Below are 17,412 nucleotides of genomic sequence, written 5' to 3'. Positions count from 1 at the left end.
TCCGGTATCACTTGGCCGGTATCACTTGGCCGTTCAGTTTCTCGCGCGCCACCAGGCGATCTGCTTCCTCACTTCCGCAGGCGCCGTGCCGCCGAAGCTTGTGCGGCTGGCGACTGAGGCATCGACCGTGAGAACGCCGAATACCTTTTCGGTGATCGCTGGATTGATCTCTTTCAGCTCTTCCAGTGAAAGCTCGGCAAGCTCGCAGCCTTTGCTTTCGGCCAATGCCACCGCCCGGCCGGTCACATGGTGGGCATCGCGGAAGGGAAGGCCCGCCTCGCGCACCAGCCAGTCGGCGAGGTCGGTCGCGGTCGAATAGCCGGAGCCGGCGGCGGCGCGCATGCGGTCGGCGCGGATCGTGATGTCGCGCATCATGCCGGTCATGGCGGCGATGGCCAGTTCCAGGTTCTCGGCGGCGTCGAAGACCTGTTCCTTGTCCTCCTGCATGTCCTTGGAATAGGCGAGCGGCAGCCCCTTCATGACGGTCAGGAGCGCGATCAGCGAGCCGTTGATGCGGCCTGTCTTGGCGCGCACCAGCTCGGCGGCATCCGGGTTCTTCTTCTGCGGCATGATCGAAGAGCCGGTGGAAAACGCATCCGACAGGCGCACGAAGCCGAATTGCGGCGTCGACCAGATGACGATCTCCTCCGCCAGCCGCGACAGATGGACGGCGCAGATCGCCGCGACCGAGAGGAATTCCAGCGCGAAATCGCGGTCGGAAACCGTGTCGATCGAATTGCGCGTCGGCTCGCGGAAACCGAGCGCCTTCGCCGTCATGTGGCGGTCGATCGGAAACCCGGTGCCGGCAAGTGCGGCGGCGCCGATCGGGCTTTCGTCGAGGTGGTCGATCGCGTGGCGCACGCGGGCGCGGTCCCGGCCGAACATTTCCACATAGGCCATGCAGTGGTGGCCGAAGGTCACCGGCTGGGCCGTCTGCAGATGCGTGAAGCCGGGCATCACCGTCTCGGCATGTTCTTCCGCGCGGTCGAGGAACGCTGCGATCAGGTCGGTCAGCATGCGTTCGGTCTTCGCAAGCTCCTCCTTCACCCAAAGGCGAAAATCGAGCGCCACCTGGTCGTTGCGGGAGCGGGCGGTGTGCAGGCGTCCGGCGGCAGGGCCGATCAGGACGGCAAGCCGCGCCTCGATGTTCATGTGGATGTCTTCGAGCTTCCTCGAAAATTCGAACTTCCCGCTTTCGATCTCTGACATGATCGTGTTCAGGCCAGACAAGATCTTGTCTTTATCTTCGCGGGAAATGATGCCTTTTTCGGCCAGCATGGCCGCATGCGCTATTGAGCCGCGGATATCCTGGGCGAAGAGCTTCTTGTCGAAACCGATCGAGGCATTTATCTCCTCCATGATCGCATCCGGCCCCGAGGCGAAGCGGCCGCCCCACATCTGGTTGGAGGATGTCGCGTCCTTCGTGCCGTCGGCCATGTGTGCCAAGTCCTGGAGTCATTGATGACGAACAAAAGACCTTTCGGCCTTCCTACCGTCCGGTTGATCGTGATTGCCGCCGTCGCGGGCATGCTCGCCGGCGCCGTGGCGGTATACGTGAGGAACATGGGGTCTGGCAATGGCGAAGGGCCTCTCCTGGCCCAATCCTCCGGCGCGTGCGAGGGTGCGGTCGAAAAGGTGAAGTCGGTTTCCGAATTCTCCAGGGGCCAGGTCGCCGCCATGGTCGCGGCCCAGCCGCCGCGGCCGCTCGACCTCACCTTCAAGGGGCCGGATGGCCAGGATTTGAAGACAGCCGATTTCGCCGGCAAGACGGTGCTGCTCAATCTCTGGGCCACCTGGTGCGGCCCGTGCCGCGAGGAAATGCCGGCGCTGAACGCACTTCAGAAAGAGATGGGCGGCGAGGATTTCGAAGTCGTGGCGGTCAATATCGATACCGGCGACGACGAGAAGCCGAAGGCCTTTCTCGCCGAATACGGTATCGACAAGCTCGGCTACTATCGCGACAGCTCGATGGGCGTCTTCAACGCGCTGAAGAAGGAAGGCCTCGCCTTCGGGCTGCCGGTTACGCTGGTCATGGACGAAAAAGGTTGCCTGATCTCGGCCATGAACGGCCCGGCCGCCTGGGACAGTCCCGACGCCAAGGCGCTGATTACGGCGGCGAAGGGGCCGTAATCCCGAGCAATTTAGCCAGTGGACGAGGTCAGGCTTTTGGCTATTCTTCCTGTGGTTGTGATGGCGAAAGCAGACGCGCCCTGCCAGGCGCCTCGGAGAGGGTAGGCCGCTCCGACCCCGGCGAAGGCCTCGCCGTCCAACTGGAGGGTGATCTATGTGGCTCAAGCCATTTAGCATCACGTTCACGATTAAGAAAACCCGCACGAACTGGCAAGTAAGCGTGCGGGTTACCTTCTTATCGTAAACAGAGGGGCGGGCGAAAGCTCGCCTCTCACTCCGTAAATATAGCCTTAGACGGGTTCCCCGACAAGGCTACACGGCACCTGCATACGCCTACCGCGTCGGAACCGGCGTTTCCCCACGATAATCATAGAAGCCGCGGCCGGATTTGCGGCCGAGCCAGCCGGCTTCGACATATTTCACCAGAAGCGGGCAGGGGCGGTATTTGGAGTCCGCCAGGCCGTCATGCAGCACCTGCATGATCGACAGGCAGGTGTCGAGGCCGATGAAATCGGCGAGCTGCAGCGGACCCATCGGATGATTGGCGCCGAGCTTCATGGCGGTGTCGATCGCCTCGACCGAACCGACGCCTTCGTAAAGCGTGTAGATCGCCTCGTTGATCATCGGCAGCAGGATGCGGTTGACGATGAAGGCCGGGAAATCCTCGGCGACCGTCACGGTCTTTTCCAGCGAGGCCACGTAGTCCTTGGCAGCCTGGAAGGTGATTTCGTCGGTCGCGATGCCGCGCACCAGTTCCACGAGCTTCATGACCGGCACCGGGTTCATGAAATGTATGCCCATGAAATGTTCCGGGCGGTCCGTGGCGGAGGCGAGGCGGGTGATGGAGAGCGACGAGGTGTTGGTGGCGAGCAGCGCGTCCGGCTTCAGGACCGGACAGACCGCGGCATAGATCTTCCGCTTGACGCTCTCGTCCTCGGTCGCCGCCTCGATCACCATGTCCGCCGGGGCGAGGTCGTTCACATCAGCCGAGCCGGAAATGCGGGAAAGGGCCGCTTTCCGATCCTCGTCCGAGAGTTTTCCGTTGGTCACCTGGCGGGCAAGGTTGCCGTTGATCGTCGCAAGCGCTGCCTCGATCCGGTCCTTGGAAAGGTCGTACATCTGCACCTTGTACCCGGCGAGCGCAGAGACATGTGCGATGCCGCAGCCCATCTGACCCGCTCCGACGACGCCGATATTCTTCATGGCCGAATTCATTGCTTCGTTCCCTGGGGTTCGCTCCCGCGGCGCCGGACGCTATCCCCTGCGTGCGCCGATTTTATGAAAATGCCGGACCGCATGCATGCGGTCCGGCAGATTGTTATTCCGCCAGTTGACGTTTTGCCAGCATTTTTCGCGCTTGCGAAATGAACAATATTCAAATCGGCTAGAGCGCCTTTTCGAGCTGGGGCAGGATTTCGAAGAGGTCTCCGACGATGCCGTAGTCGGCGACCTGGAAGATCGGGGCCTCCTCGTCCTTGTTGATGGCGACGATGACCTTGGAATCCTTCATGCCGGCGAGATGCTGGATGGCGCCGGAAATGCCTGCCGCGATGTAGAGGTCCGGCGCGACCACCTTGCCGGTCTGGCCGACCTGCCAGTCGTTCGGCGCATAGCCTGCATCGACCGCAGCGCGCGAGGCACCGACGGCCGCACCCAGCTTGTCGGCGACCGGCAGGATGACTTCCTTGAACTTCTCCGAGGAGCCGAGCGCCCGGCCGCCCGAGATGATGATCTTCGCAGACGTCAGTTCCGGGCGTTCCGACGACGACAGCGCATCCGAGACGAAGCTCGATACGCCCGGGTTTGCGGCAGCCGGGACGGTTTCGACCGAAGCCGAGCCGCCTTCGCCCGTTGCCGGGAAGGAAGCCGTGCGCACCGTGATGACCTTTTTGGCGTCGGTCGACTGCACCGTCTGGATGGCGTTGCCGGCGTAGATCGGCCGCTTGAAGGTGTCCGGCGAAACCACTTCGACGATTTCGGAAACCTGGGCGACGTCGAGAAGCGCCGCCACGCGCGGCAGGACGTTCTTGGCCGAGGTCGTCGCCGGCGCGATGATCACGTCGTAAAAGGGAGCAAGCGACACGACCAGCGCGGCGAGCGGTTCGGCAAGCTTGTTGGCGAGGCTCGCGTCGTCGGCGAGCAGCACCTTCGAAACCCCGGAAAGCTTGGCGGCGGCATCGGCCGCAGCCTTGGCGCCGGAGCCGGCCACCAGCACATGCACGTCGCTTCCCGAATCCTGGGCGATCTTTGTCGCAGCGGTCAGCGCCTTGGCGGTCTGGTCGGAGAGGGTCTGGTTGTCGTGTTCTGCCAGAAGAAGAATGGCCATGATGAAAGTCTCCCTATCCGTCCGATTACAGCACGCCGGCGGTCTTCAAGCTGGCGACCAGCTCCTCGACCGTCTTCACCTTGACGCCCGCCTTGCGGCCGCCCGGCTCTTCCGTCTTCAAGACCTTGAGACGCGGCGCGGTGTCGACGCCGAAATCGGCCGGCGTCTTCTTGTCGAGCGGCTTCTTCTTCGCCTTCATGATGTTCGGCAGCGAGGCATAGCGCGGCTCGTTGAGGCGCAGGTCGGTGGTGACCACCGCCGGCAGCTTCACTTCGATCGTCTGCAGGCCGCCGTCGACCTCACGGGTGACCTTGGCCTTGCCGTCGCCGATCTCGATCTTCGAGGCAAAGGTCGCCTGGGCGGTGCCGAGCAGCGCTGCCAGCATCTGGCCGGTCTGGTTCGAGTCGTCGTCGATCGCCTGCTTGCCGACGATGATCAGGCCCGGGCTTTCGGCGTCCACCACGCCTTTGAGGATCTTGGCGACCGCCAGCGGCTCGACCAGGTCGTCGGTCTCCACCAGGATCGCCCGGTCGGCGCCCATGGCGAGCGCCGTCCTCAGCGTCTCTTCCGCCTTGGCCGGGCCGATCGATACGACCACCACTTCCTCCGCCTTGCCCGCTTCCTTCAGACGCAGAGCCTCCTCGACGGAAATCTCGTCGAACGGGTTCATCGACATCTTCACATTCGCAAGCTCGACACCCGAACCATCCGGCTTCACCCGGATCTTCACGTTGTAATCGACCACTCGCTTCACAGGCACCAGGATCTTCATGGGGTCCTTCCTTGACTATCTCCAGCCGCAAATTGCGACATTTGCCGCTTCCTCATTTGTCAGTGGGCGACATGGATACGCATTTTTCGCGCGACTGCAACGCGGTTTTGCAGCGGAAGCTTGCCGTTTTCTCATAGACCTATTCTGTCGCCGCAGCGACCGGCATGCTCGGCTTACGCTCGACCGCCTTCGGCGTCACGATGTCGCGATCGAAAAGCGGCACGCCCTTGCGCCGCATGAAGAGGACGAGGATCGCGCCGGCGATGATGCCGCCCACATGCGCCCCCCAGGACACCATGCCGTCGACATCGAGCACCAGCATGGCGAATTGCTGGATGATCCAGAGTGCGAGCGGGATGAAGGCGGGCAGCGGCAGCGGAATGCGGAAAAGCACCAGAACCCAGACCCGGACGCGCGGATGCAGCAGGAAATAGGCGGCCACGACGCCGGAAATCGCGCCCGAAGCGCCGATCAGCGGGCCTTCCGACGAAGGCACGACGAGGCCGTGAAGGGCAGCCCCCGCTGCCGCGCAGATCAGGTAGAAGACCAGGAATTTCAGATGCCCCAGCGCATCCTCGACATTGTCGCCGAACACCCAGAGGAACAGCATGTTCGAGGCAAGGTGCCAGAAGTCCAGGTGCAGGAAGGAATAGGTGATGAAGGTCGCGTCGTCCGGAACGATGATGAGCGACGGATCGAGCGCGGCGTAATCGAAGACCACCGCCGGAATGAAGCCGAGGCCGAGCGAGGCATGTTCGACGACGTCCGGGCTGGCGACCGTGCTGAACAGCCAGAACAGCACGTTGACGACGATGATGCCGATCGTCACGTACTGGACGCGGATATATTTCAGTTCGACGGCGTCATGCAGCGGGATGAACATCGTTTTTAACTCCCCCTGCGTCTCTCTTACCGGTTTTTCCCCGGAACCCAAAGCACATCCGCCTTGCCGCCGTCATTGGCGAAACGCGCCGCCACGAACAGGAAGTCGGAAAGCCGGTTGATGTATTTCAGGGCTGCTGCGCTCACCGTCTCGCGCCGCGAGAGCTCCACCATCAGCCTCTCGGCGCGGCGGGCGACGGTACGTGCGACGTGCAGATGGGCGGAAGCGGGCGAGCCACCCGGCAGCACGAAGGATTTCAAGGGGTCGAGATGGGCGTTCAGCGCGTCGATCTCCGCCTCGAGCCTCGTCGCCTGCGCTTCGATGATGCGCAGCGGCTCGTAGTCCAGCTTTTCGCCGGTGTCGGGCGCCGCGAGATCGGCCCCGAGATCGAAGAGGTCGTTCTGGATGCGGGAAAGCATGGCGTCGAGCTCCGTCATGGCTGACGTATGGAGGCGGGCCAGCCCGACGGCCGAGTTCGTTTCGTCGACGGTGCCGAAGGCCTCGACGCGCAAGTCGTGCTTTTCGCGCCGGGGGCCGGAAACCAGGCCCGTCGTGCCGTCATCGCCGGTCCGCGTGTAGATCTTGTTGAGCTTTACCATCCATCCTCGCCGGCGTGCCGCGATCAGCTCGGCCGTCCCCCACCCGTGATCCAGAGCGTCAGCATGATGAGGACGATTGCGATCGCCTGCAAGAGGACGCGCAGCTGCATCAGCTTGTTGGACTTGTTCGCGTCGCTCCCCTTGAGCATGTTGAACAGCCCGCGGATCAGGACGAGCACGACGAGCCCCATGACGATCAGGGTCAGGACGGTGGTGAAACTGGACATTCTGAGATTGCTTTCCGTTCAGTCGATCCGGCGCATGAGCTTATAGAAGAGCGCGGCCGGCAGTATCCTTTTCAGGAAGGCGCCCTGCTTGGCGGGCCTCGTTACCAGATAATGTGGCCTGGGACGAGCCGCGGTCAAGGCATGCGTCAAGACGTCGTAGACCGCTGCCGGGCCGAGTTTGTAGCGGCTGATCGGGCCTCGCCCGTCGAGGCGCTTGATCTGCCGCTGGTATTCCCGGGCATGGACGGAGCCTTCGAGGTCGATATTCTCCCTGATCTTGGCAAGCGAGTTGGCGGTGAAGCGCGAGGCGATCGGCCCCGGCTCGATGAGGCTCACCTCGATGCCGCTGCCCTCGAGCTCCATCCGCATGGTGATGGTGAGCCCTTCGAGGGCATATTTGGAGGCGGTATAGGCGCCGCGGTAACGATAGGGCAGGATGCCCAATATCGACGAGCAGTTGACGATGCGGCCACGGCTCTTGGCGCGCATCAGCGGGATCACCCGCCGCGTCAGTTCGTGCCAGCCGAAGACATTGGTCTCGAACTGCTCCCGCAGCACGTCGGTCGCGAGGTCCTCCACGGCGCCGCCCTGCCCGTAGGCGCCGTTGTTGAAGAGCGCGTCGATCCGGCCGCCGGTGCGCCCCCGCACCGTCTCCACCAGAGCGGCGATGGTTTCCGGCTTGGTATAGTCCATCAGCAGGGCTTCGATCCCGTCCGCTTCGAGCGCGGCGAGATCGGCCCCCTTGCGCACCGTCGCGAAGACCCGCCAGCCGTCCGCCTTGAGCGCGCGGGCGCAGTGGGCGCCGATGCCGGAGGAACAGCCGGTGACGACGATCGTTCTTCTGTCATCCATTTGATCTCATCCCTATATAGCGACAGGGTTCCTTTCATATTTTTCAAGAAGTCACAACGGAGTCGCAATTGACCGAAGAGAACCGCCCCTTCCGTTGGTACAGGCTTGCCTACAAAGTGCTCTGGGATGCCTATTGTCATTTCAACGAGGACGACGGCTGGGCGATGGCGAGCCATGTGGCGCTTTCCGGACTTCTGGCGCTTTTCCCATTCCTGATCTTCGGCACGGCATTGGCAGGTTTTCTCGGCGCGGGCGGATTTTCGGAGACCGCGGTGCATCTTCTCTTCGACACCTGGCCGGCGGATATCGCAGCCCCCATAGCCTCGGAGATCCAGCGGGTCCTGGAGATGCGGCGCGGCGGCCTGCTGACCGTCTCGGTGCTGGCGGCCGCCTATTTCGCCTCCAACGGCGTCGAGGCGCTCCGGATTTCCCTCAATCGCGCCTATCGGGTCGCGGAGACCCGGGCATGGTACGTGACCCGCCTTGCGAGCCTCGGTTATGTCATCGTCGCCGTGGTGGCCTTCGCCTTGATCAGCATCGTGCTGGTGGCGGTGCCCATCGCGATGCGCTTTGCCGAAACGCGCTTTCCCTGGCTGATCAGCGATCTGGCAAGGGCCGCCAACTGGGGGCTTTACGGCACGGCGCTGGTGCTGATGATCGGCCTGCTGGCCTCGCACAAATGGCTGCCGGCCGGCCGGCGCCGGCTTATCGACATCCTGCCGGGCGTCGTGCTGACGATCGTTCTCTGGACCGTGTTCGGGCTCGGCTTCGCCGCCTATCTGTCGACCTTCGCAAATTACGCCGCGACCTATGCGGGCCTGGCGTCGATCATGATCGTGCTCGTCTTCCTCTACATGGTCGGGGTGATCTTCATGCTCGGAGCCGAGCTCAACGCGGCGCTGATGAAATACCGGATCTACGCGGTCTTCTCGCGGCTTCGACGGGTCGAGACCCGCCGCGAGCAAATCCCTTCAAAGGCCGACGAGCCGGCGGATGTCGCCGGCCAGGAAGCCCTGGTCGCGAAGCGCCGCGAGCCCGGTTGAGCTCTCGCTCTTCGACAGTTTCTTCCCGTCCTGCCCCACGATCAGCCGGTGGTGCCGGTAGACCGGCTGCGGAAGCCCGAGCAGTTCCTGCAGCAGCCGGTGCACGGCGGTCGCCTCGAAGAGATCGAGCCCCCGCACCACATGGGTGATCCCCTGGGCCGCGTCGTCCACCGTGACCGACAGATGGTAGCTCGACGGCGCATCGGAGCGCGACAGCACGACATCGCCCCAGGCGGAAGGATCGGCCGGGATTTCGCCGCGTTCACCGTCGCCGGTTTCCGTCCAGCTCAGGGACCGGCCGACGAGGTTCACGGCCTTTTCCATGTCGAGCCGGAAGGCATGCGGCACGCCTCTCTCGATCAGCGTCTTGCGCGCCGTTTCGCTTCGATGCCGGTCGTCTTCGGGATAAAGCGGCGATCCGTCCGGGTCGCGCGGCCAGATATTTCCGTCCGCTTCATGAGCCGCGACCTTCGCCTTCACCTCGCCGCGGGTCATGAAGGCCGGATAGACGAGGCCCATCCCGATCAGCCGGTCGAGCGCGGCACGGTACTCGCCGAAATGTTCCGACTGCCGCCGCACCGGCTTTTCCCATTCGAGCCCGAGCCAGGAAAGGTCGCGATAGATCGCCTCCTCGAATTCCGGCGTGCAGCGGGTAAGGTCGATATCCTCGATGCGCAGCAGGAAATGCCCGCCCGCTTCCCGCGCCATGTCATGGTTGAGGATCGCCGAGAGCGCATGGCCGAGATGCAGCAGCCCGTTCGGGCTTGGCGCGAAACGATAGACCGGTTTATCAGGGGGTGCAGCGGACATGCTCTGTTGTGCCATGCTTTTCGACAAACGGCCATGGGGGAGGCTGAACGGCCGATGAAGATCATCCGCGATCATTCTGATATCCAGACGGGGCTTCAGGCGCTGGTCGGGCTCGATCCGCGGCTTGCGGCGGTCGTCGATGCAGCAGGTCCGGTGCCGCTGCGCCTCAACGAGCCGGGCTTTGCGGGGCTTGCCTCGATCGTCGTGTCGCAGATGGTCTCGCGGGCGAGCGCCGAGGCGATCTGGAGGCGAATCACGGCGGCCGGCCCGCTCACGGCGGAAGGCTATGCGGCGCTGGATCCGGCCGTCGTCTCGACATTCGGTCTTTCCCGGGCAAAGGCGGCGACGCTTCTCAACCTTTCCACAGCAATTTCGCAGGGGCGTTTCGATCTCAACTCCATCGCGGCGCTCGAAACGGCCGAGGCGATCCGGGCCATGACCGCGCTTCCCGGCATCGGCCCGTGGACGGCGGAAGTCTATCTGATGTTCTGCGGCGGGCACCCGGACATCTTTCCCGCCGGCGACGTGGCGCTGCAGGCTTCGGTCGCCCATGCCTTCGGCCTCGAAGCCCGGCCTCAGGCAAAGAGCCTCACGCTCATGGCTGAAATCTGGAGCCCGTGGCGATCGGTCGCGGCGCGGCTTTTCTGGGCCTATTACGCGGCGAAAATGCGTCGCAACGTCACCCCTCTCGTGTAGCGCCCAACTTCAAGTATCCCTCTGCATTTATTGGGCTTCACAATCCTGTAACAACGGACCTAATATAGAAGTACAGATGCCGAATCGGGTAGGAGCGTCACCTTGACGATTGCAGTCTCCCCGCAGGCCCTGCCGGCGCTCGTGTTGAACGCTGACTACCGGCCGCTGAGTTATTATCCCTTGTCGCTGTGGTCCTGGCAGGACGCGATCAAGGCGGTCTTCCTCGACCGGGTGAACATCATCGCCGAATACGAACAATCGGTCTGCTCCCCCAGCTTCTCGATGAAGCTGCCAAGCGTCGTCAGCCTCAAGACCTACATCCAGCCGACCCGCAATCCGGCATTCACCCGGTTCAACGTCTTCCTTCGCGACCGGTTCGAGTGCCAGTATTGCGGCGCCCATGACGACCTGACCTTCGACCACGTCGTGCCGCGGGCGCATGGCGGCGAGACGACCTGGGAGAATGTCGTGGCCGCCTGTTCGCCCTGCAATCTTAGGAAAGGCAGCAAGCTGCCGAAACAGGCCGGCATGTTCCCGCACCAGAAGCCCTATCAGCCGACGGTGCAGGACCTGCACAACAACGGCCGGCTCTTCCCGCCGAACTACCTGCACGAAAGCTGGATGGACTATCTCTACTGGGATACGGAACTGCAGCCGTAAATCCGTCGGGCGAGCACGATGCCGAGGCCGCTTCGGGCGGCCTTGTTTCTCGACAGAGGCCTGCAATTTTTCCTTCGTCATGCGCGGGCCTGTCCCGAGCATCTGCTTGCATCAAACGTGAGCAGATCCTAGGCTCGAGGCCGAGGATGACGCCGAGTAAGACCGGCGGTTCGGCAACGAGCGGAACCGCTTCAGGCAGCCTTCCTCGCTCCTGCAAAGGCGATGGCCGCCAGGATGACGCTCGCGATGACGTTCCAGCCGGCGAAGGAAAGGCCGAGCACGCGAAGCGCCGCTTCCGTGCAGGACGGGCCATGGACGGCGTTGAGATCGGAAAGCAGGCTGCCGGCATTGGTGGTGACGCCCGCACCGCCGCCGCAGCTTGCGGGACCCTCCCAGAAGCCCCATTCGACGCCCGAGTGATAGACGCCCATGCCGGCGCCGACGAGCATCATCACGCCGATGACGACGAGCAGCGCACGCGTGACCCAGGCCGGCAGGCCGATCGCCGCGGCGATGATCGCCAGGATGCCGATAGGGATGCCGTAATAGTATGGATTGCGCTGCAGGAGGCAGAGCGCGCAAGGGATATAGCCGCCGATATGCTGGAAGGCCAGCGCGCCGCCGACGGTCGCGGCCATGCCAAGCGTGACGAGAACGGCATAGCCGGTACCGATGCGGGAACGGGTGGTGGACGCTGTCAGCGCCATGCGCTTCTCCTGATATGTCTTCCGGCCCGAAGGCCGCTGACCTCACTTAGAGCAGATGAGCTCATGCTGTAAATGATCGCGGCAGAGACAGATCGTCTCCATTCCGGCACTTTTCCGTGAGTTTGCGGAGGATTTGTGGTGCCCCGTGCCGGCGTGGGAACCGGATATCGCTCGGCGATCACGATCTCTAGTCGTTGGGCATTCTATTCACGGCGTCCTGTAGTTCATTTCCAAAGTCGACAAGGCGGTCAACATTGGGATCTCCGGCCCGGCCGACATTGGGCGGGTCTACAATTCTATCGCCGGTGATCGTTGTAATCCGCTCCTGGACGCGGTCGCCCGAATTGGCGCGGGCTTCCGATTGCGCTGGCGGCGGCGCCTCCGGAGCGCTTGGCGGAGGTTTGGCTGCTTCTTGAGCGCGCATTTGTTCCTGATGCTCGCGAATTTGATCGGCCTCGCGCTCTCCCGACACGGTGGTGTTGGAGCGAGTAAGCATCTTCAGAAGCGCGCCCCAAGGTCCCGTAGTTAGAAAATCCTTGAAGCTAAATGTCTGATCCTGGTCACCGTATTTATCTTGGGACTGGGCCGGAGTTGCGATCAGTAATAATGCAAGCAATACGGAGGTGACCGTCGCCCTATTCGGGCAGTTATGCTCCTTCGCCATGCAGTGTCCCCCAAGTTATGTTGCCCCCGAGTTAGAGTGCATCAAAAGATTGGGGGAGTCTATCTGCGCGCTGCCCACGGCGCAGGCCTTCTGTCTTCGTAGAGGCGAAAAAGAAGCAGTTACAATAAGTATTTGAATTATCTGGTGCCCCGTGCCGGAATCGAACCAGCACTCCTTTCGGAACCTGATTTTGAGTCAGGCGCGTCTACCAATTCCGCCAACGGGGCACTTCGGTGACGGCAAGCGCTCTATCACGGGGCCACGGGACGATGCAAGGATGAAGTGCCGGTCATGTAAGCCGATGCGGGCATGGCGAGCCAAAAGGGTGGCGGAGCCGCAGATAGGTCCCACCCTTGTCCCCCTTGTATTTCAAGTTTCGAAGATGTTAGCTGGTGCAGCATAATGAGAAGCACCGCCCATGAAACTGCCCGCCCGCGCCTCTTACGAGGATCTTTGCCGTGATTTCGTCTGGGAGATTCCGCGGCGGTTCAACATGGGAAAAGCGGTCAGCGACGCCTGGGCTGCGGAACATCCCGACCGCATCTGTCTCCAGCATTTCAGCCCGGACGGCCAGCATCTCGCCCTGACCTATGGGGAGCTGTCGGCCCGCTCCGCTTCGCTTGCCAATGCCTTCGTTGCGCTCGGCCTGAAGCCCGGCGACCGGATCGCGCTGCTCCTGCCGCAGAGTTTCGAGACGGTCATCGCCCATGTGGCGATCTACAAGATGGGTGCGATCGCCCTGCCGCTCGCACTGCTTTTCGGGGCCGAGGCGCTCGAATACCGGCTGAAGGCGTCAGGCGCGGCGGCGATCGTCACCAATGCCTTCGGCCTCACGCGGCTTGCCGGTCTCGGGAACAGGCTGCCGGACCTCAGGCATGTGATCGTCACGGGGGATGCACCGGCGGGCGAGGGCCTTCTGTCGTTCGACAGGCTCGTAGCCGGCCATCCGCCGCTTTTCGAGGTGGCCGGGACCGGGCCGGACGATCCGGCGTTGATGATCTTCACCTCCGGCACGACGGGGCCGCCGAAGGCGGCGCTGCACGGACACCGGGTGCTCGCCGGCCATATTCCGGGCTTCCAGCTCGGGCACGAATTCGCGCCGCAGCCGGGCGACAGGATCTGGACGCCGTCCGACTGGGCCTGGGCGGGCGGCCTGCTCAACGTCCTGATGCCGGCGCTGATGCTCGGCATTCCCGTCGTCTCCTCGCCGGCGCAGAAATTCGATGCCGACATGGCCTTCCGCATCATGGCCGAGATGGGCGTGCGCAACGCCTTCATCCCGCCGACGGCGCTGCGGCTCCTGAAGTCCGTCGAGAAGCCGCTCGATAAATACGATCTGAAGCTTCGGACGATCACGTCGGCCGGCGAGGCGCTCGGCCGCGAGACCTATGAATGGGCGAAATCGGCGCTGGGGCTGACGGTCAACGAACTCTTCGGCCAGACGGAGTGCAATTTCGTCCTGGGGTCGGCCGCCGGTCTCGGCGTCTCGCGCGGCGGGGCGATCGGACGCGCCGTGCCCGGCCACCACGTTGCGATCGTCGATGAGAAGGGTATCGAGGTGCCGGTGGGGAAGATGGGGCAGATCGCCATCCGCCGGCCCGATCCGGTGATGTTCCTGGGCTACTGGAACGATGCGGCGGCGACCGCTGCCAAATTCGTCGGCGACTGGCTGATCACCGGCGATCTCGGCCGGCAGGATGCCGACGGCTATGTGGAGTTCATCGGCCGCGACGACGACGTCATCACCTCGTCGGGTTACCGCATCGGGCCGAGCGAGATCGAGGACTGTCTCACCGGCCATCCGGCGGTGAAGCTCGCGGCGGTTGTCGGCAAGCCCGATCCGGTCCGCACCGAGATCGTCAAGGCCTATATCGTTCTGGCAGCGGGCTTCGAACCTAGCGGCGAGCTGGCGGCGGAGATCCGCGAATGGGTGAAGACGCGGCTTTCCATGCACGAATATCCTCGCGAGGTCGCCTTCCTCGACGACATCCCGCTGACGACCACCGGCAAGGTCATCCGCCGGCTGCTCCGGGAGAGAGCCGCCGCCGAATAGAGCAATTCCAGGAAAAGTGTGTAGCGGTTTTTCGTCAGGAATTGCGTAAAAACAAAGAACTATTCCGAGCGGCCGGCGATCGCCAGGATCTTTTCCCTCAGGATGCGGGCCATGTTGCGGGTGTTGCGGTAGAGGTGGAGCTGGGCTGCCACCTGACGCACGTCGCGGTCGCCGTTCTGGGTGAGCCCGATCACCAGCGTGCCCATTTCCTCCCGCTCTTCCCAGAAGCGGCTCATGATCGGATGGTCCGGCACGGCGCAGCTGTCGGTGCGCATGATGTTGGCGTCTTCGAGATGCCATTCGGTGAGCTTCATCATCAAGAGCTTGCCGGGCGAATAGGGAGCGAAACCCTCGTCGTAGGCGGTCTTCCAGGTATAGGCCTCGCCGGCCATGACGAAGACGACGAGCGAGGCGATGGCGCGGCCGTCGACGTCCACGGTATGGATGCGCACCGCATCGACCTCGGCGAGATTAGTGATCGCCTCGCGGGCGAAGGCTGCGCGATAGCGGTCGTTGATGAGGGCGGAGCGGCGGCGGCCCTTCCAGCCCCTGGCTTCGAGAGCCAGGAATTCCTCCATGCGCAGCCGGACCTCCTCCGGCTGGCGGGAGACGGAATAGGTGACGGCCCCCCGGCTTTCCAGATTGCGCCAGAGGCGGCGCATCTCGCGGAAATGATGCGGGGAGATCGCGTGCTTCAGATAGGTCTCGCCGTCGGCCTGGCTTTCGAGCATGGGGCGAAGGGCCGTGTCCGTCACGGTGACCGGCAGGTTGCGGCCGATCGCGACCGCCTTGGCGAGCTGCGCGAAACGGCCGTTGAGCCGCACGTCCGGCATCACGAGCACGGAGGGAAGCCGGGCTTCCCGGGAGGCCAGGGCGTCCAGAAGATTGTCGATCGTTTCGGCGGCATCCTCCGCATCGACGAGCGGCGTGCCGAGCGGTCCGAAAGGATTGGCCCAGGTGCGGATGATCGAGGCGCCCATGGAGAAGCCGGGCTTCTCGATCGTGAAAGGCATCAGGAGCCGCATACGGCTGCGCGCGCCGCTCTCGTCGCGGATCAGCGCGAAGCGCACCTGCTTGTCCTCGACCCGCGGCATGGCGGGCGCCAAGAGGCGGGCGGAGAAGAAGATGTTCGGCTCCATCGCGCGGTTGGAGAGGAATTCGAGCTCCTCCTGCAGATCGTAGCCCAGGGAAGCGGGGTAAAGGCAGAGTTCGCGGCCGGGCCGGCCGACGGGCAGGCGCGTGTCGGCATCGGGACGTGCGGCCCGGAAGGCCGGGATCGCCGGAAACCGGCCGGTGCCGGCACCCTCGGAGTCGCCGCTGATCGGAGGTTGGGCCATGGTCATGAAACCTTTGGAGAAGCGGAGGGCATCGGATCGGCGAAGGCGAAGAGCACGATGCCCAGCGTGCGGCGCACCGCGATATGCAGAAGGACCGCTTCGATCATCATTCCGGCCGCCGTCGCGATCGCCGCACCCGTCAGACCGAGGCGCGGGATGAGCACGATGCAGAGGCCGATGCTGGCGGCGAGCGTTGCGGCATAGAGCAGGACGCAGAGGTTCTGGCGGCCCGCCATCGAGAGCAGCACTTCGCCCGGCCCCACCAGGGACTTGGCGAGGATGCCGGCAAAGAGGATCGCCATCAGCCAGTAACCGGCGGTAAACGCGCTGCCGAACAGCGAAAGCAGCAGTTCGCCGGCGGCAAGGGCGACGAGGCCGACCGCGAGCGACGGCCAGAAGCTCCAGCGGGCCATCTGTCCGGCAAAGGCGGCGAGCGCCGGCATGTCCTCTTCCGCCATGATCGCGGAGAAACGGGGGCCTGCCGCGGCCTTGATCGAGAAATAGACGAACTGGACGAGCACGATGGTCTTCGCCGCGGCGTAATAGATGCCGACCTGGTCCGGGGGGAGATAGATGCCGACAACCACGACATCCGCATTGGTCAGGAGAAAACCGATGCCGTCGACGAGGAAGAGCGGCAGCGAATAGCGGAACCAGGTGCCGAGTTCGAAGCGCTTCGGTCCCGCGCCATACTCGCGGCGCAGCCGCAGCGTGAGCCGCAGGAGCTGCGAGAGCGTCGTGACATAGGTCGCGGCAAGTGCGGCTTGCATGGCGGTGACCGCCGTCTGCGGAGCGCCGAACCAGATGGCGAGAAGCATGAAGGCGAGGATCAGCGCCGGGCGGATCAGGTAGGTGGGCGAGAGCGCCGTCGCCGTCCAGCCGTTGGAGCGGGCGGTGCCGTCCAGTACGTCGCCGAGCGCGATCATCGGCATGGTGAAGAAGGCGAGCGAGACGGGCACGAGGTAATAGGCCTCGACCGTGTCGCCGAAGGCGTGCAGGAAGAGGAAACCGAGGCCGGCCACAGCGCTCGCCGAGACGAGCGCGACGAGCCGGACGGTGAGGTTGAGGCCGCGCACGGTCGCCAGTTCGCCGCGCGCCTTGTGCTGGTGCAGGAAACGGATGACGGAGGTGTGGAAGCCGAGGCAGGAGAGATTGCCGGCGAGCACCACCAGGACCCAGACGAAGGCGAAGATGCCGTATTCGAATTCGCCCATCAGGCGGGCGAGCACGATCTGCGAAACGAAGGCGATCGCGGCGCTCGCGATGCGGATCACGAAGGCGGTGAGCGCCTGGCGCTGGGCGCGGGCGGTTTCGTCGTCGTCGGTCAGGATGGCTTCAAGCTTGCGCGTCAGCGGAGCGAGCCGGGCCTTCAGGCCAGGCGGCAGCAGTCTTTCCGCTGTTTCGATGACCGCCATGATGGGCACGCAATACTCATGAAGCCGACGGGGACAATGGTCAAAAGTGTTGCCACAGCAGGGTTAAGAAAGGGTTCGCCCGGCCGCCGAAGGATTCATGATTTGAGGGAGCTGACATCCCCTCACCAACAAAATCTACGACTTAGCTTTGCTAAGATCGTGATTTTGTAACCTCTCCCACAAGGGGAGAGGTAGACTCGTGGCAGCGAGGCATCCTTATCTCTCCCCTTGTAGGAGA

General features: G+C 63.6%; 18 protein-coding genes and 1 tRNA gene. 5 read left to right on the top strand and 14 right to left on the bottom strand.

Features of this window, described 5'->3' with window-relative positions; translation table 11 throughout:
- Window positions 1-33 precede the first annotated feature (33 nt).
- Window positions 34-1,437, bottom strand: a complete 1,404-nt coding sequence (argH, locus tag ACMGE0_RS09275) for an argininosuccinate lyase (protein WP_436815568.1) — start codon at window positions 1,435-1,437, stop codon at window positions 34-36.
- A gap of 24 nt (window positions 1,438-1,461) precedes the next feature.
- Between argH and tlpA the strand changes: the two genes are divergently transcribed.
- Complete coding sequence (gene tlpA / locus ACMGE0_RS09270; RefSeq protein WP_436815567.1) at window positions 1,462-2,130, top strand: thiol:disulfide interchange protein TlpA; 669 nt, start codon at window positions 1,462-1,464, stop codon at window positions 2,128-2,130.
- A 333-nt stretch (window positions 2,131-2,463) separates the two neighbouring features.
- Here the strand turns inward: tlpA and ACMGE0_RS09265 are convergent, their stop codons facing one another.
- The 7 genes from ACMGE0_RS09265 to ACMGE0_RS09235 form a co-directional block, all read right to left on the bottom strand.
- Window positions 2,464-3,345 (bottom strand): 3-hydroxybutyryl-CoA dehydrogenase, encoded by an 882-nt coding sequence (locus ACMGE0_RS09265; protein WP_436815566.1) that lies wholly within the window; start codon window positions 3,343-3,345, stop codon window positions 2,464-2,466.
- A gap of 169 nt (window positions 3,346-3,514) precedes the next feature.
- Window positions 3,515-4,456, bottom strand: a complete 942-nt coding sequence (locus tag ACMGE0_RS09260; protein ID WP_436815565.1) for an electron transfer flavoprotein subunit alpha/FixB family protein — start codon at window positions 4,454-4,456, stop codon at window positions 3,515-3,517.
- A 25-nt stretch (window positions 4,457-4,481) separates the two neighbouring features.
- Window positions 4,482-5,228, bottom strand: a complete 747-nt coding sequence (locus ACMGE0_RS09255) for an electron transfer flavoprotein subunit beta/FixA family protein (RefSeq protein WP_436815564.1) — start codon at window positions 5,226-5,228, stop codon at window positions 4,482-4,484.
- Window positions 5,229-5,367: 139 nt separating this feature from the next.
- Entirely contained in the window at window positions 5,368-6,111 is a 744-nt protein-coding gene (locus ACMGE0_RS09250; RefSeq protein ID WP_436815563.1) for a rhomboid family intramembrane serine protease, read from the bottom strand.
- Window positions 6,112-6,137: 26 nt separating this feature from the next.
- Window positions 6,138-6,710, bottom strand: coding sequence for a cob(I)yrinic acid a,c-diamide adenosyltransferase (locus tag ACMGE0_RS09245; protein WP_436815562.1), 573 nt, complete (start codon window positions 6,708-6,710; stop codon window positions 6,138-6,140).
- A gap of 23 nt (window positions 6,711-6,733) precedes the next feature.
- On the bottom strand, window positions 6,734-6,937 hold the full coding sequence (locus ACMGE0_RS09240) for a twin transmembrane helix small protein (protein ID WP_085419583.1): 204 nt from the start codon (window positions 6,935-6,937) through the stop codon (window positions 6,734-6,736).
- Window positions 6,938-6,955: 18 nt separating this feature from the next.
- On the bottom strand, window positions 6,956-7,789 hold the full coding sequence (locus tag ACMGE0_RS09235) for an SDR family oxidoreductase (protein WP_436815561.1): 834 nt from the start codon (window positions 7,787-7,789) through the stop codon (window positions 6,956-6,958).
- Between the two features lie 68 nt (window positions 7,790-7,857).
- On the opposite strand from ACMGE0_RS09235, the gene ACMGE0_RS09230 reads away from it, so the two are divergent.
- Entirely contained in the window at window positions 7,858-8,832 is a 975-nt protein-coding gene (locus ACMGE0_RS09230; protein ID WP_436815560.1) for a YihY/virulence factor BrkB family protein, read from the top strand.
- Here ACMGE0_RS09230 and gluQRS read toward each other — a convergent pair.
- Entirely contained in the window at window positions 8,761-9,642 is an 882-nt protein-coding gene (gluQRS, locus tag ACMGE0_RS09225) for a tRNA glutamyl-Q(34) synthetase GluQRS (RefSeq protein ID WP_436815559.1), read from the bottom strand. The two genes, ACMGE0_RS09230 and gluQRS, sit on opposite strands and share 72 nt — an antisense overlap.
- A gap of 54 nt (window positions 9,643-9,696) precedes the next feature.
- On the opposite strand from gluQRS, the gene ACMGE0_RS09220 reads away from it, so the two are divergent.
- Together ACMGE0_RS09220 and ACMGE0_RS09215 are read left to right on the top strand one after the other, a co-directional pair.
- A complete protein-coding gene (locus tag ACMGE0_RS09220; protein ID WP_436815558.1) occupies window positions 9,697-10,338 on the top strand; it encodes a DNA-3-methyladenine glycosylase family protein in 642 nt (213 codons plus the stop codon).
- 102 nt (window positions 10,339-10,440) lie between these two features.
- Window positions 10,441-10,998 carry an HNH endonuclease gene (locus ACMGE0_RS09215; protein ID WP_436815557.1) on the top strand — a complete coding sequence of 186 codons (558 nt, stop codon included), beginning with the start codon at window positions 10,441-10,443 and terminating at the stop codon, window positions 10,996-10,998.
- Between the two features lie 191 nt (window positions 10,999-11,189).
- Here ACMGE0_RS09215 and ACMGE0_RS09210 read toward each other — a convergent pair whose 3' ends face one another.
- The 3 genes from ACMGE0_RS09210 to ACMGE0_RS09200 form a co-directional block, all read right to left on the bottom strand.
- On the bottom strand, window positions 11,190-11,705 hold the full coding sequence (locus ACMGE0_RS09210; protein WP_436815556.1) for a disulfide bond formation protein B: 516 nt from the start codon (window positions 11,703-11,705) through the stop codon (window positions 11,190-11,192).
- Between the two features lie 187 nt (window positions 11,706-11,892).
- On the bottom strand, window positions 11,893-12,369 hold the full coding sequence (locus tag ACMGE0_RS09205) for a hypothetical protein (protein ID WP_436815555.1): 477 nt from the start codon (window positions 12,367-12,369) through the stop codon (window positions 11,893-11,895).
- A 142-nt stretch (window positions 12,370-12,511) separates the two neighbouring features.
- Window positions 12,512-12,596: transfer RNA gene (locus ACMGE0_RS09200), tRNA-Leu, on the bottom strand.
- Between the two features lie 191 nt (window positions 12,597-12,787).
- Between ACMGE0_RS09200 and ACMGE0_RS09195 the strand changes: the two genes are divergently transcribed.
- Complete coding sequence (locus ACMGE0_RS09195; protein WP_436815554.1) at window positions 12,788-14,422, top strand: AMP-binding protein; 1,635 nt, start codon at window positions 12,788-12,790, stop codon at window positions 14,420-14,422.
- Window positions 14,423-14,481: 59 nt separating this feature from the next.
- Here the strand turns inward: ACMGE0_RS09195 and ACMGE0_RS09190 are convergent, their stop codons facing one another.
- Both ACMGE0_RS09190 and ACMGE0_RS09185 read right to left on the bottom strand, forming a co-directional pair.
- A complete protein-coding gene (locus ACMGE0_RS09190) occupies window positions 14,482-15,759 on the bottom strand; it encodes a GNAT family N-acetyltransferase (protein WP_436815553.1) in 1,278 nt (425 codons plus the stop codon).
- Window positions 15,760-15,761: 2 nt separating this feature from the next.
- The gene (locus ACMGE0_RS09185; protein WP_436815873.1) at window positions 15,762-17,174 is read right to left on the bottom strand and encodes a lipopolysaccharide biosynthesis protein; all 1,413 of its coding nucleotides are present in this window, start codon (window positions 17,172-17,174) and stop codon (window positions 15,762-15,764) included.
- Between the last annotated feature and the right edge of the window lie 238 nt (window positions 17,175-17,412).

This window comes from Neorhizobium descurainiae (assembly GCF_051400715.1).
Lineage (GTDB): Bacteria > Pseudomonadota > Alphaproteobacteria > Rhizobiales > Rhizobiaceae > Neorhizobium.
The sequence above is the reverse complement of the archived record's forward strand: the minus strand, read 5'-3'. Positions and strand labels throughout refer to the sequence as shown.

Bases quoted from the DNA above. Each gene is read 5' to 3' on its own strand.
- ACMGE0_RS09190 (WP_436815553.1), bottom strand. From the start codon at position 15,759: ATGGCCCAACCTCCGATCAGCGGCGACTCCGAGGGTGCCGGCACCGGC.
- ACMGE0_RS09205 (WP_436815555.1), bottom strand. From the start codon at position 12,369: ATGGCGAAGGAGCATAACTGCCCGAATAGGGCGACGGTCACCTCCGTA.
- ACMGE0_RS09245 (WP_436815562.1), bottom strand. From the start codon at position 6,710: ATGGTAAAGCTCAACAAGATCTACACGCGGACCGGCGATGACGGCACG.
- tlpA (WP_436815567.1), top strand. From the start codon at position 1,462: ATGACGAACAAAAGACCTTTCGGCCTTCCTACCGTCCGGTTGATCGTG.
- argH (WP_436815568.1), bottom strand. From the start codon at position 1,437: ATGGCCGACGGCACGAAGGACGCGACATCCTCCAACCAGATGTGGGGC.
- ACMGE0_RS09265 (WP_436815566.1), bottom strand. From the start codon at position 3,345: ATGAATTCGGCCATGAAGAATATCGGCGTCGTCGGAGCGGGTCAGATG.
- ACMGE0_RS09250 (WP_436815563.1), bottom strand. From the start codon at position 6,111: ATGTTCATCCCGCTGCATGACGCCGTCGAACTGAAATATATCCGCGTC.
- ACMGE0_RS09210 (WP_436815556.1), bottom strand. From the start codon at position 11,705: ATGGCGCTGACAGCGTCCACCACCCGTTCCCGCATCGGTACCGGCTAT.
- ACMGE0_RS09240 (WP_085419583.1), bottom strand. From the start codon at position 6,937: ATGTCCAGTTTCACCACCGTCCTGACCCTGATCGTCATGGGGCTCGTC.
- ACMGE0_RS09235 (WP_436815561.1), bottom strand. From the start codon at position 7,789: ATGGATGACAGAAGAACGATCGTCGTCACCGGCTGTTCCTCCGGCATC.
- ACMGE0_RS09220 (WP_436815558.1), top strand. From the start codon at position 9,697: ATGAAGATCATCCGCGATCATTCTGATATCCAGACGGGGCTTCAGGCG.
- ACMGE0_RS09195 (WP_436815554.1), top strand. From the start codon at position 12,788: ATGAAACTGCCCGCCCGCGCCTCTTACGAGGATCTTTGCCGTGATTTC.
- ACMGE0_RS09260 (WP_436815565.1), bottom strand. From the start codon at position 4,456: ATGGCCATTCTTCTTCTGGCAGAACACGACAACCAGACCCTCTCCGAC.
- gluQRS (WP_436815559.1), bottom strand. From the start codon at position 9,642: ATGTCCGCTGCACCCCCTGATAAACCGGTCTATCGTTTCGCGCCAAGC.
- ACMGE0_RS09255 (WP_436815564.1), bottom strand. From the start codon at position 5,228: ATGAAGATCCTGGTGCCTGTGAAGCGAGTGGTCGATTACAACGTGAAG.
- ACMGE0_RS09185 (WP_436815873.1), bottom strand. From the start codon at position 17,174: ATGGCGGTCATCGAAACAGCGGAAAGACTGCTGCCGCCTGGCCTGAAG.